The following is a 15396-nucleotide window of genomic DNA, read 5'->3' as shown; positions in this document are numbered from 1 at the left end:
ACGGTGTCCTCCTGCTCCCCGCACCCGCGGGGATGGTCTCCTGGACCTCGCTGACGCCGAACAGGACACCGCCTGCTCCTCGGTACCCACGTACTTGCCCCGGTCGTCGGCATCTGCCCGTGGCTGCCGGCCCCGGACGGCAGCGCGGACAAGTGCCAGGCACCGGCCGACCTCCCGCTCCAGGGCGAGGGGCGAAGGGCGAAGGGCTGCGGAGACTCCGGCGGTGACGGTTGCGCGTTCCAAACCCCGCCCCCCCGATCCGCAGGTCACCCTGAAGGTTCCGGTGGTCATGCCGACAGCGGGGCGGAGTGCCCGCACGTCTGATGAGGCCGCTCAGCGAAGGGAATGTGCTGCTGGACGCGGTCAGTTCTCCCGCTCTCTCTTGATCCGTTCCTCGCGTGTCATGACGACGGTCAGCCTCTCGGCGTCCGGGACCGTCCAGAGGAGGGACCACGAGTGCACCTCGCGCAGGATGTACGTCCCGTTTCTCACGTCGGTGACGACGCCCTCCTTGCCCGCCTCGGCGTCGTGGACCTGGTCGCCGACCCAGGGGGTCCTCTCCTCGGTCATCGGGCCGGCTCGCTCTTCAGCTCGGCCCAGACTTGTTTGCCCCACCGGTGGAGGTCGGTGCCCCAGCGTTCGGCCAGAGCGTCGACCAGGAGGAGTCCCCGGCCTCGGACCTGATCGCCGTCGGAGTCGGTCCGCAGCACCGGGATGCTCTTCGAGCGGTCGACGACGCCGATGCGAACGTGATTGTCGGTGAGCCGTGAAACGACCACGCGGATCGAGGAGAGCCGCCCGTGTTCCACCGCGTTCGAGACCAGCTCGGTCACCACGACCATGGCGTCATCGGTCTGTTCCTCCAGGCCCCAGGCGGCCAGCGCGGTACGGACGAGCCTTCGGGCCGCGGCTGCGCTCTCCGGTTCTCGGGGGAGAGTCTCGGAGTAGCCGGGATGCCCCGTAGGGCGTGGCGTTGCCATCACGGTCATCAGGACCCCTTGGGTGTGGTTGCGATGTAGCCGTACCCGAGTGAACGGCTCGCGGCCTCCCAGGGGCAGGAAAAGCTCTTGGCGTGTGCGTCGGCACCCACCGGAAATTTCTCCGCATCCCTGCTACCGACGGGCACCAGGTCACTACCGTGGGTATGTGACGGGGAACGAAAGCCTCAGCAGCGTCATGCACGAGAACGGCCTCACCCAGGCCGAGTTGGCGGACAGGGTGAACGCGCACCTGGTCAGTGCGGGATACGACGGAACGGTCGGCGACCGCACCGTCCGCAACTGGCTGACCGGGAGGACCGCGTGGCCGCACCCCAGACAGCGTGAGGCGTTGGAAGCGGTATTCGGCCGTGCCGCCGAGGAGTTGGGCTTCAGCCCGCCGGCGCGCAGGCGACGCACCTCGAACCCTTCGGAGGACCCCGTGAGGCGCCGGAACTTCCTCACCGCCGTCAGCGGCACGACGGCCGCCGTGGCGGTCCCCCGCGTCGGAGTCCCGCCCCGGGTGGGCACCTCCGATGTCCTCCGCCTCCGCAGCGGCCTGGACGCCCTGATGGCTCTGGACGACAGCAGGGGAGGCCACGAGGACCTGGAGCGGGCCGCGCTGGCCGGAGCCGCCGAGGCATTGGGGAAGCAGAAGCTCGCGGCCACCCAGCGCATCCGCCTCCGGCTCTTCTCCGTCGCCGCCGACTACACCGCCACGGCTGCCTGGAGCGCCTTGGACGCCCGCCGGTCGGACCGCGCGTACGCCCTGCTGGGAAAGGCCCTGTACTTGGCGGGGATGGCCCAGGACTCCGTGGCGGAACTGAGGATCTGGAACTCGTACGCCATGCTGGCCCACCAGCGCGGGGAGCGTACGGAGGCCGTCGACTCCGCCCGGGCGGCCCAGGCGGCCCCGATCACCAGGCGGGACCCGTTCTTCGCTTCCCTGGCCCACGCTCGTACGGCCATCGGCCACTCGAACCTCGGTGACCGCCAGGCCGCCATCCGCTCCCTGGGGCACGCCGAGGAAGCCCTGGGCAAGGCGGAACCGGACCGGCCCAGACCCAGCTGGACGGCCTTCTACGGGGCAGCTGAGCTGACGGCGATGACGGCCATCGTCCGGGACCGGATCGGGGACTCCGCCGAGGCCGAGGCCGCCTCCCACAAGGCTCTGGGGGCGATTCCCGAGCAGTTCCGCAGGAACAGGGCCCTGGCCACCGCACGACTCGCCCTGGCCCAGCTCCACCAGCGGGACATCGACCAGGCGTGCGCCACGGCATCCAGCGTGTTCGAGCTGATGAAGGGCTCGCCGCTGCCGGGAAGGATGCGGTCCCTCCTCGGCGACTACTACCGCGACTTGATCACCCTTGCGCCGGACGCGGCAGTCGCACAAGAGTGGGGAGACCGCTATCGAGCCGAATGGAGGCGAGCTTGAGCGCCACCGGTCCGGACATCCGCCGCTTCGCCCACAAGGACCTCCCGCAGATCCGCCAGGCCCTGATCGACGTGCACGCCGACGCCTACGCCGATGCGATGGACGACGAGTTCAACCAGCGCTTTCCCTGGTTCGTGGATCACTGGGGCGGACACCCCGGGTTCGTCTGCGTGATCGCCTACGACGGTGAGGAGCCGGTGGCCTTCGCCTACGGAGCCCCGGCGAACCCGGGACGGGAGTGGTGGCGTGAGCATCTGGATCCCGCCCCGGAGAAGAGCCGGACGTTCTCCTTCTCCGAGCTGGCCGTCCGGACGAAGTGGCGGAAGACCGGGACGGCCGAGCTGGTGAGCCGGGCACTCCTGGAGGACCGGGACGAAGACCTCGTGGTACTGCTCGTCGACCTCGAACACCCCAAGGTCCAGCAGAGGTACGAGTCGTGGGGCTTCCGGAAGGTCGGGGACCGACAGCCCTTCCCGGACTCCCCGGTGTACGCCGTCATGCTGGCCGAACTACCGCTGGAGCAGGGAGCGGAAACGGCCTCGTCCACCAGGTGACCAAGGAGCTGTGAGGAGCCCGATGATCACCCCCACGCCCATTCTCTGGCGCAAGTCGTCCTATTCCGGTGGTGGCGAAGGCAACGCCTGTGTCGAAGTGGCCCGCCGCCACCGCACAGCCGTCCGCGACTCCAAGGACCCCTCCCGCGGCGCCCTCTCCTTCCCCGCCCCCGTCTTCGCCGCCTTCGTCGGCGCCCTCAAGGAAAGCCGAGGGCGCCCGGCGTAGTCACCGGGCGCCCTCGGGACGTCATGGTCCCGGCGCGAACGTCGTCGGCCCGGACAACGGGCACTGCTCCCCGCACCCGCGGGGATGGTCCCCCGGCCCGGACCCGCGAGCTGGTCCACGAGACCTGCTCCCGCATCCACGGGGATGGCCCCTTGCCGTCCTTGGACAGCCGCACGCCGACGCCCTGCTCCCCGCACCCGCAGGGATTCCCCGGCCCCTCGTAGACTGGTCGCTTCGACGAGCACTGCTCCCCGCACCCGCGGGGATGGCCCCCGCCCACGACGGACCCCACGGATCCGCCGACCTGCTCCCCGCACCCGCGGGGATGGTCCCTCCGGCGAGGCGTCCCGCCCGTCGGCGATCGCTGCTCCCGCACCCGCGGGGATGATCCCACGCGCTGCTGCTGGTCCTTGTCCAGCTGCGCCTGCTCCCCGCACCCACGGGGATGTTCCCCCTGGCTACTGCAAGGAGGAGGGCGTCCGCCCCTGCTCCCCGCACCCGCGGGGATGGTCCCGAGAACTAGGAGGTCACCCCTTGTCCGGAGAACTGCTCCCCGCACCCGCGAGGATGGTTCCAACGTCGTCCACGGGCTTCTACAGCGCGAGGACTGCTCCCCGCACCCGCGGGGATACACCTGCGCGGAGGTATCCCCTGTCCGGCCCGTTGCTCATCGCTCCGGCTGGATGGTCACCCGGCAGCCGGAGCAGCCGGGACAATCGCAGGAGCGCTGCCGTTCCTCAAGCCTCAAGCCGCACCCAGCTCGCACCACACGTACTTCCCCTGGTTGCCGTCCCTCGTCAGTGGCTGCCAGCCCCAGACGTCGGCGCAGGCGCGGACGAGGGTCAGACCCCGGCCGCCCTCCCGCTCCAGGGCGGGGACGAAGGACTGCGGGGGCTCGGGCGGCGTCGGGTCCGCGTCCCAGGCGCCGATCCGCAGGACCCCGGACCCGGACCAGCGCACCCGCAGGGCGGCCGGCCCCTTGGTGTGCCGTACGGCGTTGGAGACCAGCTCCGTCGCCAGCAGCTCCGCCACGTCGACCAGGCGGATCAGGCCGTGCACGGTGAGGATCAGGCGCAGGGTGCGGCGGCAGACGGTGACGGCTCTCGGGTCGTTCGGGATGTACAGGGAGTACTCCCACGGTTCGTTCTCGGGCATGCGACCTCCGTTGACGTGAAGGGGAGTCGAGGCGTGCGGCAGTCACGGAGTGCGGTGTCATTGCCGGCCCGTCATGGCAGGACGGAGCGGTGCGCTTCCAGCACCCGGACGCACAGAGTGTTGGCTCCGTGACTGAAGGTAGGTCTAAAGCTTCATGTTGAGCAAGTCGCTCGCGTAATCAGACCCCGAACGAGTCGGGTGCACAGGCGCACGTGATCGGAGAGCAGTCGATGGCCCTGAGGCGCGAACCCACCGCCCGCCAGACGAGGCTGGCGACCGAGCTGCGCCGACTTCGCGACGCGGCGGGTCTCTCCGCCCGGGAAGCGGCGGCACTGCTCGGGGTGAGCCCTGTCCAGATCAGCCACATCGAGTCCGCCCTCGCGGGGGTGAGCGAGGAGCGACTGCGTCGGCTCGCCACCAACTACGCCTGCGCGGACACCGAGCTGATCGACACGCTGGTGGCCATGGCGACCGAGCGCACCCGGGGCTGGTGGGAGGAGTACCGAGGTCTCCTGCCCGCCATCTACCTGGATCTCGCCGAGCTGGAGCACCACGCCGTGTTCCGGCGTGACGTGGCGGTCATCCATGTCCCGGGGCTCTTCCAGACGGAGGACTACGCCCGCGCCCTCTTCGCTTACATGAACCCGGAGTTCCCGGACACGGAAGTGGATCACCGGGTCGAGCACAGGATGCGGCGGAAGGTCATCATCGAGGGCCCCGAGCCGATCCCGTACGAGACCGTGATACACGAAGCGGCGCTGCGCATCAGGGTCGCCGGGCGTGCGGCGACACGCGCTCAGCTCGCACGCGTTCTGGAGATGTCCGACGCCGACCACGTCACCGTCAGGGTCGTCCCCTTCGCGCTGGACGACTTCGCGGGCGCGGGGAGCACCATGGTGCACCTCGGCGGACCGGTCCCGCGCCTGGACACCGTGGTGCGCGACGCCCCCCATGGCACGGCCTTCCTGGACGGCGAAGCCCAGTTGGAGCACTTCCGGCGGCTGTTTCGTAGGGTGAGGGACGGGGCACTCGCACCGGAGCCGTCACGTGACCTCATTCATCAGCTGGCCAAGGAGCTGTGAGGTATCCGATGATCACCCCCACGCCCACCCCCTGGCGCAAGTCCTCCTACTCGGGCGGTGGAGAGGGCAACGACTGCGTGGAGGTCGCGGAGCTGGGCCACCGCACAGCCGTCCGCGACTCCAAGGACCCCTCCCGCGGCGCCCTCTCCTTCCCCGCCCCCGCCTTCGCCGCCTTCGTCGGGGCGCTCAAGGAACGCGGAGGGCGCCCGGTGTAGCACCGGGCGCCCTCCGCAAGAGACGTACCGCCTACTCGCCGGCCGCCGCGTCCGCGGCCTGGGCCTTCAGGGCGCGCTCGATGCCCGAGCGGGACTCCGAGACCAGCCGGCGCAGGGCCGCGTTCGGCTCGGCGGAGGCCAGCCAGGCGTCCGTGCGGTCCAGGGTCTCCTGGGAGACCTGCACCGACGGGTACAGGCCGACCGCGATCTGCTGGGCCATCTCGTGCGAACGGGACTCCCAGACGCCCTTCAGCGCCTCGAAGTACCGCTCCGTGTACGGCGCCAGCAGCTCGCGCTGGTCGGTCTGGACGAAGCCGGCGATGACCGCCTCCTGCACGGCGTTCGGCAGCTTGTCGGACTCCACGACCGACTCCCAGGCCTCCGCCTTGGCCGCCTCGGTCGGGCGGGCGGCGCGCGCGGTGGCGGCGTGGCGCTCACCGGCGGCCGTCTTGTCCCGCTCGTACTCGGCGGCGATCTCCGCACCGCCGAACCGGCCCACGGCCGCCAGCCGCTGCACGAACGCCCAGCGCAGCTCGGTGTCGACGGCCAGGCCCTCGATCGTCTGCGTGCCGTCCAGCAGCGCGTCCAGCAGGTCCAGCTGCTCCGGCGTGCGCGCCGTCGCCGCGAAGGCCCGCGCCCACGCCAGCTGGTGGTCGCTGCCCGGCTCGGCGGCGCGCAGGTGGGCCAGCGTCGCCTCGGTCCAGCGGGCGAGCAGCGTCTCGCGGGCGGTCGGGGCGGCGTACTGGTCGATGGCCAGCTTCACCTGGCGGTGCAGCGACTGCACGACGCCGATGTCGGACTCCTTGCCGATGCCGGCGAGGACCAGGGCGAGGTAGTCGCGGGTGGCGAGTTCCGCGTCGCGGGTCATGTCCCAGGCCGACGCCCAGCACAGGGCGCGCGGCAGCGACTCGGTGAAGTCGCCGAGGTGCTCGGTGACCACCGCGAGGGACCGCTCGTCCAGGCGGACCTTGGCGTACGACAGGTCGTCGTCGTTCAGGAGCAGCACCGCCGGGCGGGCCTTGCCGACCAGCTGCGGTACGGCCGTCAGCTCGCCGTCCACGTCCAGCTCGACGCGGTCGCCGCGCACCAGCTTGCCGTCGGCGTCCAGGTCGTAGGAGCCGATCGCGATGCGGTGGGGCCGCAGCGTCGGCTCGCCCTTCGCGCCGGCCGGGAGCGCCGGGGCCTCCTGGCGGACGGCGAAGGAGGTGATGACCCCGTCCGCGTCCGTCTCGATCTCCGGGCGCAGCACGTTGATGCCGGCGGTCTCCAGCCACGCCTTCGACCAGGTCTTCAGGTCGCGGCCGGAGGTCTCCTCCAGCGCGCCCAGCAGGTCGGACAGGCGCGTGTTGCCGAACGCGTGCCGCTTGAAGTACGCCTGCACGCCCCGGAAGAACGCGTCCTCACCGACGTACGCCACCAACTGCTTCAGCACCGAAGCGCCCTTGGCGTAGGTGATGCCGTCGAAGTTGACGAGCACGTCGTCCAGGTCGCGGATGTCCGCCATGATCGGGTGCGTGGACGGCAGCTGGTCCTGCCGGTACGCCCAGGTCTTCATCTGGTTGGCGAACGTCGTCCACGAGTGCGGCCACTTGGAGCCGGGCGCGTCGGCCTGGCAGGCGGCCTCGGCGAAGGTGGCGAACGACTCGTTCAGCCACAGGTCGTTCCACCACTCCATGGTGACCAGGTCGCCGAACCACATGTGCGCCAGCTCGTGCAGGATCGTCGCCGCCCGCACCTCGTACGCGGCGTCCGTCACCTTGGAGCGGAACACGTACTGGTCGCGGATGGTGACCGCGCCCGCGTTCTCCATCGCGCCCGCGTTGAACTCGGGCACGAAGAGCTGGTCGTACTTCTTGAAGGGGTACGGGTAGTCGAACTTCTCCTGGAACCAGTCGAAGCCCTGCCGGGTCACCTCGAAGATGGCGTCCGCGTCGAGGTGCTCGGCGAGCGAGGGCCGGCAGTAGATGCCGAGCGGGACGGAGTGGCCGTCCTTCTCGTACGTGCTGTGCACCGCGTGGTACGGGCCGGCGATCAGCGCCGTGATGTACGTCGAGATGCGCGGGGTCGGCTCGAAGGACCAGACGTTGTCCTTCGGCTCGGGGGTGGGCGAGTTGGAGATGACCGTCCAGCCCTCGGGGGCCTTCACGGTGAACCGGAAGGTCGCCTTCAGGTCCGGCTGCTCGAAGCTCGCGAAGACGCGGCGGGCGTCCGGCACCTCGAACTGGGTGTAGAGGTACGCCTGGTCGTCGACCGGGTCGACGAACCGGTGCAGGCCCTCACCGGTGTTGGTGTACGCGCAGTCGGCGACGACGCGCAGGACGTTGCGGCCCTCCAGCAGCCCCGGCAGGGCGATGCGGGAGTCCTGGAACACCTCGGCGGGGTCGAGGGCGTCGCCGTTCAGCGTCACCTCGTGGACCGTCGGCGCGACCAGGTCGATGAAGGACTCGCCGCCGCCCTCGGCGACGTCGAAGCGCACCGTGGTCACGGACCGGTAGGTCCCTCCCTCTTGCGCGCCGGTGAGATCGAGCTCGATCTCGTACGAGTCAACGGTCAGCAGCTTCGCCCGCTGCTGCGCCTCTTCGCGAGTCAGGTTTGTGCCAGGCACGCGGTCATCTCCTCGTGATGTGTGGATTGCGCCATCCTTCCACGTGATCCGCACGGAACGCGATGACCGTTTCCCGCCGGGGAACGCGCGACGGCCCGACCGTGGCGTTCGCCCACGTCCGGGCCGTCGGGTGCGGCCGCCGCGTCCTCGCGGGGCCGGGCGGGGTCAGCCCTTCAGCTCGGCCGCCACCAGCTCCGCGATCTGCACCGCGTTCAGGGCCGCGCCCTTGCGCAGGTTGTCGTTGGAGACGAACAGGGCGAGGCCGTTCTCGACGGTCTCGTCCTGCCGGATGCGGCCCACGTACGACGGGTCCTGGCCGGCGGCCTGCAGCGGGGTCGGCACCTCGGTGAGCGCGACGCCGGGGGCGCCGGCCAGCAGCTCCTTGGCGCGCTCCACGCTGATCGGGCGGGCGAAGCGGGCGTTGATCTGGAGGGAGTGGCCGCTGAAGACGGGCACGCGCACGCAGGTGCCGGAGACCTTCAGCCCGGGGATCTCCAGGATCTTGCGGGACTCGTGGCGGAGCTTCTGCTCCTCGTCCGTCTCGTGCAGACCGTCGTCGACGATCGATCCGGCCAGCGGCAGCACGTTGTACGCGATCGGCGCCACGTACTTCTCCGGCTTCGGGAACTCGGCCGCCGAACCGTCGTGGGTGAGCTTCGGGGCGTCCTCGCCGACCTTCTTGATCTGCTCGAACAGCTCGTCCACGCCGGCCAGGCCGGAACCGGAGACCGCCTGGTAGGTGGCGACGACGAGGGCCTCGAGGCCCGCCTCCGCGTGCAGCGGACGCAGGACCGGCATCGCGGCCATCGTGGTGCAGTTCGGGTTGGCGATGATGCCCTTGGGGCGGTCGGCGATCGCGTGCGGGTTCACCTCGGAGACCACGAGGGGGACCTCGGGGTCGCGACGCCAGGCGGAGGAGTTGTCGATCACGACCGGGCCCTGGGAGGCGACCTTCTCGGCCAGTGCCTTGGAGGTGGCGCCGCCCGCGGAGAACAGCACGATGTCCAGCCCGGAGTAGTCGGCGGTGGCCGCGTCCTCCACCGTGACGCCGTCCAGCTCCTTGCCGGCGGAGCGGGCCGAGGCGAACAGGCGCAGCTCGGTGACCGGGAAGTTCCGCTCCGCGAGGATCCTGCGCATGACCGTGCCGACCTGACCGGTGGCTCCGACGATTCCGACCCTCACGGTGACTCCTTCTCGCGACGTGCGTGCACCCGGCCGGGCGGGCGGGGCCCTTCCATCATGCGGGGATTCCCGGCCGGTGTGTCCAATCGTTTGCCCGAGGAGCGGACGGGCAACCCCGTCAGCCGATCTTCTCGATCACCCACTGACCGAGCGCCCGGACGTGGAGGAATCCTTCCGAGACGAGGTAGGGGCCGGAAGTTGCGGTGATTTTCCGCCGCGGGAACAGATTTTCGTCGAGCTGGTAGAGGTGCTGGATGCCGCTCGTGGAGGCGTACGACACCTCGACGTCGGGCCCGGTGTGACGTACGACTCCATACGCGGTGCCCTCGGTCCGCGCGCCCAGCAGGGGAGCCTCGGTGAAGGCGGTGGGCTCCAGCCGCCACTTCGTGGACTCCTGGCAGTTGACGATCACGAAGCAGGTGCCGCCCGGATCGACCCAGACGGGGCCGAGCGCGGGCCGGTGCAGGTCCCCGACGTCGGCGATGATCGCCGACTTGCCGAACGGGTGGTTCCAGGCGTACGCGGTGAGAGTTCCCTTCTTCGCACGGGAGACGCGCCGCAGGGTCATCAGCGTCGGCGGGCCCTGGTAGCGCAGCACCGTGGTGCCCCGGCCCTCCACCGGGCCGGTGATCAGCGGGGCCTGCTCCTCGGGCAGGAGCTGGAGGCTCCACTGCCCGGGGTACCTGATGTGCACGGACCTCTCGGGGGAGCCCGCGCCGAAGGTCTGTGCGGTGCCGCGGACGCCGTGGGTGTGGGTGTTCAGCCACTCGGTCTCGTCGCCGTACTCGTCCACCGCACGGACCTCGACGTCGTACCGGTGCTCGGCCTCCTTGAACTCGTACCGCACCAGCGCCGGCCGGCCCGGGCGGAGGCTGACCAGGGTGATCTTCTTGTCGCCCCTGCCCTCGTACACGCCGGCCGCCCGCGGTCTCCACCCGGCGCGGGTGTTCTCCGGTTCGACCGTCAGCTCCCACCGGTGCCGGCTCTTGTCGATCGCGAGCAGGACGGGTCCCTCGGGGATCCGGACGGTCTCCTTGACCCGGCGGCCGTTCCAGGCGTGGACCAGCTGTTCGGCGGGGCGCCTCAGCTCCTCGGGGGAGTCGCCCGCGTAGGAGTTGAGCTGGAACCAGCCGTCGCCCTTGTCGGTCGCCCGCACCTTCATCTCGGCCGCGGGGCCCGTGTGGAGGAAGACCTCGCGGCCGCTGCCCTGGATGGTCCCGGCGGTGAGCCGGCGGGCCGCCGACAGGGGCAGGACGGTCAGCTCCCACTTCCCGGAGTGGCGCACCTTCAGCTTCACCGGGCCGCCCTTGCGGGGCGGTACGAGCAGGGCCCGGCCGTAGTGGTCGGGCAGGTCGTTGCAGAAGACGTCGTCCTCGCGGCCGGGGATCTGGACGTGCAGGAAGCGGTACTCCTGGACCCTGGCCTCGAGGATCACCGGTCCCGAGTCCGGCGGGAACGGCAGGTCCACGATGACCGTCTTCTCGTTCTTGCCGGTGAAGGTGAGCGGCTCGAACTCGAAGGGCTCGCCTCCCCAGGAGGGGACGTCGTCGGCCAGGACGGTGGCGTCGGACGGGACGGTGGCGTCGGACGGGACGGCGGCGGGCGCGGTGCCGGAGGGCACGGCGGCGGGCGGGGCCGTGACGGGCGCCGGGCCGGGGACGGCCGCGGGTGCGGTGGCGGGTGCGGTGGCGGGCGGGGTGAAGGCCGGGACCGCGGGCCCCGGCAGGACGGGCTCCGCCGCGGTGGGCACGGGCATCGCGGACACGGCGCCCCCCGCGGGCACCGGCCCCGTCTTGCCCACACCCGTCAGCGGCACGGGTCCGGACACCGGCACGGGCCCGGACACCGGCACGGCGGCGACCGGTGCCGCCGGTCCGGCCGCCTGCGCGACCGGTGCCGCCGGTCCGGCCGTCGCGGGCTCCGCGACCACCACCCCGAAGTCCGTCGCCAGTCCCGCCAGCCCCGAGTCGTAGCCCTGGCCCACCGCGCGGAACCGCCACGCCCCGTCGCGCCGGTAGAACTCCCCGAGCACGAAGGCCGTCTCGCTGGAGGCGTCCGTCACGTCGTAGTGGGCCACCATCGCGCCGTCGGGCGCCACCACCTGCGCGTACAGGCCGGGGACCTGCCCGAACACCCCGTCGTCGCAGGATCCGGCGATCAGCACCCGCTGGACGGCCGCCTCGATCCGCGGCAGGTCCAGCTCCAGCCACTCGGCGAGCTGCCCGCCGCCCTCCCCGGTGCCCACGTGCCGTACGGCACCGGACGGATGCGCGACCTGGCCGTGGAAGACGATGTCGGCGTCGCCGCGCACCGAGCCGGCCGCGTCGAGCAGCAGGGCGGCGGCCTCCACGGCGGGCACCCCCGGCCCCCGGCTGTGACCCACGGCGATCCGCAACGGGGCGGTGGGGACAGGGGTGTTGGCGCCCTTGATGATGTGCGTCATGGGGCACATCGTGACAGTGAGGACGGTGTGAAGAAAAGATCTACGGTGCGGAGCCGGGCGCTCCGCCGCACCCTCACCCGGGACAGCCGATCCGGAGGCGGGCACGGCGAAGGGGGCGGGCGCTTCGCTGAGCGCCCGCCCCCTCGGTGTCCGCCGTGCCGGACCCCGGACCCCGGACTCCGGACTACGGCACGACCTTGCCGATCCGTACGCTGCCCAGGCCCGCGACCGTGCCGCGCGCGTTGACCAGCTGGACCTGGCCGAAGAACTCACGGCCCTCCGGCGCGGCGGCCAGCGCGGTCGCGCCGGCCGTGACCGTCGCCGAGTCGCCCGTGCCGAGCTTCACCGGCGCCGAGCCGTCCACGGTGACCGAGCCGAGGGACGCGGCGAAGTACACGTCCCGGTAGTCGTACGCGGTGGAGCCGGACGGCACCGAGTAGCCGGCGACCTTGACGGTGTACGTGCCGGCGGCCGGGGACGGGATGGACACCGACTCCTGCGAGTCGCCGTCGGCGGACTGGCCGACGACCCTGCCGCTCTTGTCGTAGACGGTCAGGTCCAGGTCGGCGGCGGTGTCGGAGACGCCCCCGATGGCGACGTCGAGCGACGTGGCGCCCGCGGGCACCTCGACCGTGGAGGTGGCCGTCTCACCCTGCCTGATCGTCGGGCGGGACGTGGCGGCCGAGCCGAGCGGGCCGCCGACCAGCTTGCCCTCCAGCGCGGCGAACTCGTTGGTCACCTTCCAGGACGCGGTCGCCGGGGTGCCCGCCTTCGCCTCGGGCACGGTCACGACCTGCGGGTCGAAGGAGGCGCCGAGGACCGTGACGTCCAGCTCGTACGGGTTGTCCAGCAGCGGCGAGGTGCGCCGCGACTCGACCTCGATCTCCCAGACGCCGGGCTGCGGGTCGGCGTACGCGCGCACGTCGGGCCGGCAGCCGTTGCCGTCGAGGTAGTTGTTGTAGCAGTACGGCGTGGAGGTGGGGTCCATCGCGACGCCGTACGGGTGGAGCGAGACGAACCGGGTCTGGCTCTTGTCCTTCAGCCCGCTCATCGCCACCTCGAGCGTCTTCGCGCCCTCGGGGACGGTCACGAAGTACGACTGCGTGCTGTTGCGCTGCACGGAGCCCTTCGCGGAGAAGGTGTGCTCCAGCGGCGCCGAGACCACGACCGTGGTCATGACCTGCTTGTCGACGCCCTCGGTGCGCGGGTCGTCGACCTCCAGGATCGCGCTCTTGAGACCCGCGGAGCCCGGCCGCGCCTCGACCCTGACGGTCACCGGCTCGTTCAGCGGCAGCCTCACCTCGTCGGAGCCGACGATCCGGAAGGTGCGCCCGGCGTTGTTCTCGAAGTCCAGCTCGTGCCGGATCGCCCTGTCGGCGCCGGTGGTGCGGGTGAGCGTGATCTCGTACGTCTTCTTCTCGCCCGCCTTCAGACCGCCCTCGCGGTCGTACAGGCCGGTGCCGTACCCCGGGGTCTTCAGGAACTGGTCGATCGCGGTGTCGACCGGCGCCTTGACCGTGTACTCGTGCGCGGTGACGCCCTTGCGGATCACCTTCCAGGCGTCCACCACGTCAATCAGGCCCGCGCCCTCCTCGTACGCCTGCACGCCCTTGATGTGCTCGGCGGTGGAGGTCAGCGCGGTGCGCAGCTTCGCCGGGGAGAGGTCGATGCCCTCGCGCTTCGCGGCGGACAGCAGCAGCGCGGCGGCGCCGGCGGCCTGCGGGGAGGCCATCGAGGTGCCCTGGAGCATGCCGTAACCGGCCGGCAGGGCGTAGCCCGCCTCCGGGACCGGGGCGCCGGGGACCCAGGTCTGGATGGTGTTGACCGCGGCGCCGGGCGCGGTCAGCGTCGGCGTGAAGCCGCCGTCCTCACGCGGGCCGCGCGAGGAGAACGGCATCATGGCGTACTTCTTCTCCACCACGGAGCCGTAGTTGGAGGCCCAGGTCTCCCTGGAGATGGACGCGCCGACCGAGATGACCTTGTCGGCCAGGCTCGGGTCGCCGATGGTGTTGGCGCCGGGGCCGGAGTTGCCCGCGGAGATCACGAGCTGGACGCCGTAGGTGTCGATGAGCCGCGTGTACAGCTCGGCGCGCGCGTTGTTGCCGTCGTTCAGCGCCGGGAGGCCGCCGATCGACATGTTGACGATGTCGACGCCGCGGTTCTTGACGAGGTCCATCATGCCCTCGGTGAGCGCGACGTTGGTGCAGCCGCCGGACCAGGAGCAGGCGCGCGAGGAGACGATCTTCGCGCCGGGGGCCGCGCCGTTCATCCGCCCGCCGAACAGGCCGTGGGCGGCGGCGAGGCCGGCCACGTGCGAGCCGTGCGAGCCCTCGATGACGCCGATGTTGACGAAGTCGGCCTTGGCGCCGGAGCCGCCGACGACGACGTCCTTGCGGATCTCGACCACGAACGGCTGGCGCTCGGCCACCTCCGTCTTCGGGTCGTCGGTGCCGAACCACCCGATCTGGAAGCCGTCCTTGTACGGCTTCATCGGGGTGTCGTCGCCGAAGTCGTGGTTGTTGTTCAGGTCGACGCGGACCGTGCCGGCCTGCGCGTCGTACAGGACGCCCCAGGAGTCGGTGGTGTCGCCGTCCCGGTTCGCGTCGCCCGCGGCGTCGCCGCCGGCGGTGACGGCCTCCCGGAAGACGTTGATCCGGTACGACCCGGCGGGCGCCGTCCAGCTCTGCCCGCCGTAGGTGAAGGCGGGGCCGGAGACGGCGGTGTCCATGCGCCGCCAGGTGGCGTCCCCGTCGACGACCGGGTCGGTCGCGGTGACCCAGTCGACGATCTTGCGTTCGCCGGTGGTGGTCCTCTGCAGCGCCGGGTGGGCGAGGTCCACGCCCGAGTCGAGGATGCCGATGGTGACACCGCGGCCGTCCGCCTTCGGGTTCTTCTTCACGAAGTCGACGGCGCCCGTCTCGAAGGACGGGTTGTACGGGTTCTCGGCGGGCGTGTTCCGGTCCGGCGCCGGGTAGGAACGGCCCTTGTGCGAGGCGCCCTTCGCCGTGTCCGCGCCCGGCGTCGGGTCGTCCAGCGGGATCTCGTCGCGCAGGTCGATGCCGTGCACGGAGGAGAGCTTCGCGGCGGCCGCGATGGCCGAGTCCGCCTTGGCGAGGGGGACGGTGGCGCGGACGTAGCCGAGCTCGTCGTCGGTCCGGCCCACGGCGCCGCCGCCGACGGAGTTCAGCTCCTTCGCGACCTGCTCGGTCCGGCCGGGCGCGGTGGCGACCATCATCGTGACGCTCTTCTCGCCGTCGGCCTTCGCCTCGGCGAGCCGGTCCGCGTCGTCCGAACCGAGCTTCTCGTGCGCGGACTTGACGGAGGCGTCGGCGGGCGGCACGGTTCCGTTGCCCGGACCGTCGGCCGCGAGGGCCAGGGGGAGCGGCCCGGCCGCGCAGAGCGCGGCGACGAGACCCGCGGCCACGGCCATGCGGGTCGCGCGTCTCGCGCCCGGTATCGGTTCGCGCTGGGGGGTGTGGGTCATCGGCATCCCTTGTAAGAGGAAAGAACGGGCGTGTACGG

General features: G+C 71.4%; 12 protein-coding genes. 5 read left to right on the top strand and 7 right to left on the bottom strand.

Translation table 11 applies throughout. The features are described from left to right. Window positions 1-363 precede the first annotated feature (363 nt). Together ACFYOJ_RS12780 and ACFYOJ_RS12775 are read right to left on the bottom strand one after the other, a co-directional pair. A complete protein-coding gene (locus ACFYOJ_RS12780) occupies window positions 364-570 on the bottom strand; it encodes a hypothetical protein (RefSeq protein WP_356558283.1) in 207 nt (68 codons plus the stop codon). Then, entirely contained in the window at window positions 567-989 is a 423-nt protein-coding gene (locus tag ACFYOJ_RS12775; RefSeq protein ID WP_356558282.1) for an ATP-binding protein, read from the bottom strand. The genes ACFYOJ_RS12780 and ACFYOJ_RS12775 overlap by 4 nt, the downstream gene beginning before the upstream one ends. A gap of 157 nt (window positions 990-1146) precedes the next feature. On the opposite strand from ACFYOJ_RS12775, the gene ACFYOJ_RS12770 reads away from it, so the two are divergent. Genes ACFYOJ_RS12770 through ACFYOJ_RS12760 form a run of 3 tightly spaced genes read left to right on the top strand, consistent with a single transcriptional unit; the run spans window position 1147 to window position 3192 of the window. Then, on the top strand, window positions 1147-2412 hold the full coding sequence (locus tag ACFYOJ_RS12770; RefSeq protein ID WP_356558281.1) for an XRE family transcriptional regulator: 1266 nt from the start codon (window positions 1147-1149) through the stop codon (window positions 2410-2412). After that, a complete protein-coding gene (locus ACFYOJ_RS12765) occupies window positions 2397-2966 on the top strand; it encodes a GNAT family N-acetyltransferase (RefSeq protein ID WP_356558280.1) in 570 nt (189 codons plus the stop codon). Before ACFYOJ_RS12770 ends, ACFYOJ_RS12765 begins: the two co-directional genes overlap by 16 nt. Window positions 2967-2988: 22 nt before the next feature. Continuing rightward, complete coding sequence (locus ACFYOJ_RS12760) at window positions 2989-3192, top strand: DUF397 domain-containing protein (protein WP_356558279.1); 204 nt, start codon at window positions 2989-2991, stop codon at window positions 3190-3192. Between the two features lie 744 nt (window positions 3193-3936). Here ACFYOJ_RS12760 and ACFYOJ_RS12755 read toward each other — a convergent pair. After that, window positions 3937-4347, bottom strand: coding sequence for an ATP-binding protein (locus ACFYOJ_RS12755; protein ID WP_356558278.1), 411 nt, complete (start codon window positions 4345-4347; stop codon window positions 3937-3939). Between the two features lie 230 nt (window positions 4348-4577). Here ACFYOJ_RS12755 and ACFYOJ_RS12750 point away from each other — a divergent pair, with 230 nt between their 5' ends. Both ACFYOJ_RS12750 and ACFYOJ_RS12745 read left to right on the top strand, forming a co-directional pair. After that, window positions 4578-5429 carry a helix-turn-helix transcriptional regulator gene (locus ACFYOJ_RS12750; protein WP_356558294.1) on the top strand — a complete coding sequence of 284 codons (852 nt, stop codon included), beginning with the start codon at window positions 4578-4580 and terminating at the stop codon, window positions 5427-5429. An 8-nt stretch (window positions 5430-5437) separates the two neighbouring features. Continuing rightward, entirely contained in the window at window positions 5438-5644 is a 207-nt protein-coding gene (locus ACFYOJ_RS12745) for a DUF397 domain-containing protein (protein ID WP_356558277.1), read from the top strand. 31 nt (window positions 5645-5675) lie between these two features. Here ACFYOJ_RS12745 and pepN read toward each other — a convergent pair whose 3' ends face one another. From pepN to ACFYOJ_RS12725, 4 genes are all read right to left on the bottom strand, one after another. Then, entirely contained in the window at window positions 5676-8249 is a 2574-nt protein-coding gene (gene pepN, locus ACFYOJ_RS12740) for an aminopeptidase N (RefSeq protein WP_356558276.1), read from the bottom strand. Window positions 8250-8414: 165 nt separating this feature from the next. Continuing rightward, entirely contained in the window at window positions 8415-9431 is a 1017-nt protein-coding gene (locus ACFYOJ_RS12735; protein ID WP_356558275.1) for an aspartate-semialdehyde dehydrogenase, read from the bottom strand. Window positions 9432-9549: 118 nt separating this feature from the next. After that, window positions 9550-11874: a TerD family protein gene (locus ACFYOJ_RS12730; protein WP_356558274.1), complete on the bottom strand. Its 2325-nt coding sequence runs from the start codon at window positions 11872-11874 to the stop codon at window positions 9550-9552. A 184-nt stretch (window positions 11875-12058) separates the two neighbouring features. Further along, window positions 12059-15358 (bottom strand): S8 family serine peptidase, encoded by a 3300-nt coding sequence (locus ACFYOJ_RS12725; RefSeq protein ID WP_356558273.1) that lies wholly within the window; start codon window positions 15356-15358, stop codon window positions 12059-12061. Window positions 15359-15396: the final 38 nt, after the last annotated feature.

Origin of the sequence: Streptomyces sp. NPDC006384 (genome assembly GCF_042870695.1) — a bacterium.
GTDB lineage: Bacteria > Actinomycetota > Actinomycetes > Streptomycetales > Streptomycetaceae > Streptomyces.
This window is presented reverse-complemented; position numbering and strand designations above follow the sequence as displayed.

Coding starts and splice junctions, on each gene's coding strand:
- ACFYOJ_RS12780 (WP_356558283.1), bottom strand. CDS start 570: ATGACCGAGGAGAGGACCCCCTGGGTCGGCGACCAGGTCCACGACGCC.
- ACFYOJ_RS12775 (WP_356558282.1), bottom strand. CDS start 989: ATGACCGTGATGGCAACGCCACGCCCTACGGGGCATCCCGGCTACTCC.
- ACFYOJ_RS12765 (WP_356558280.1), top strand. CDS start 2,397: ATGGAGGCGAGCTTGAGCGCCACCGGTCCGGACATCCGCCGCTTCGCC.
- ACFYOJ_RS12760 (WP_356558279.1), top strand. CDS start 2,989: ATGATCACCCCCACGCCCATTCTCTGGCGCAAGTCGTCCTATTCCGGT.
- ACFYOJ_RS12755 (WP_356558278.1), bottom strand. CDS start 4,347: ATGCCCGAGAACGAACCGTGGGAGTACTCCCTGTACATCCCGAACGAC.
- ACFYOJ_RS12750 (WP_356558294.1), top strand. CDS start 4,578: ATGGCCCTGAGGCGCGAACCCACCGCCCGCCAGACGAGGCTGGCGACC.
- ACFYOJ_RS12745 (WP_356558277.1), top strand. CDS start 5,438: ATGATCACCCCCACGCCCACCCCCTGGCGCAAGTCCTCCTACTCGGGC.
- ACFYOJ_RS12730 (WP_356558274.1), bottom strand. CDS start 11,874: ATGACGCACATCATCAAGGGCGCCAACACCCCTGTCCCCACCGCCCCG.
- ACFYOJ_RS12725 (WP_356558273.1), bottom strand. CDS start 15,358: ATGACCCACACCCCCCAGCGCGAACCGATACCGGGCGCGAGACGCGCG.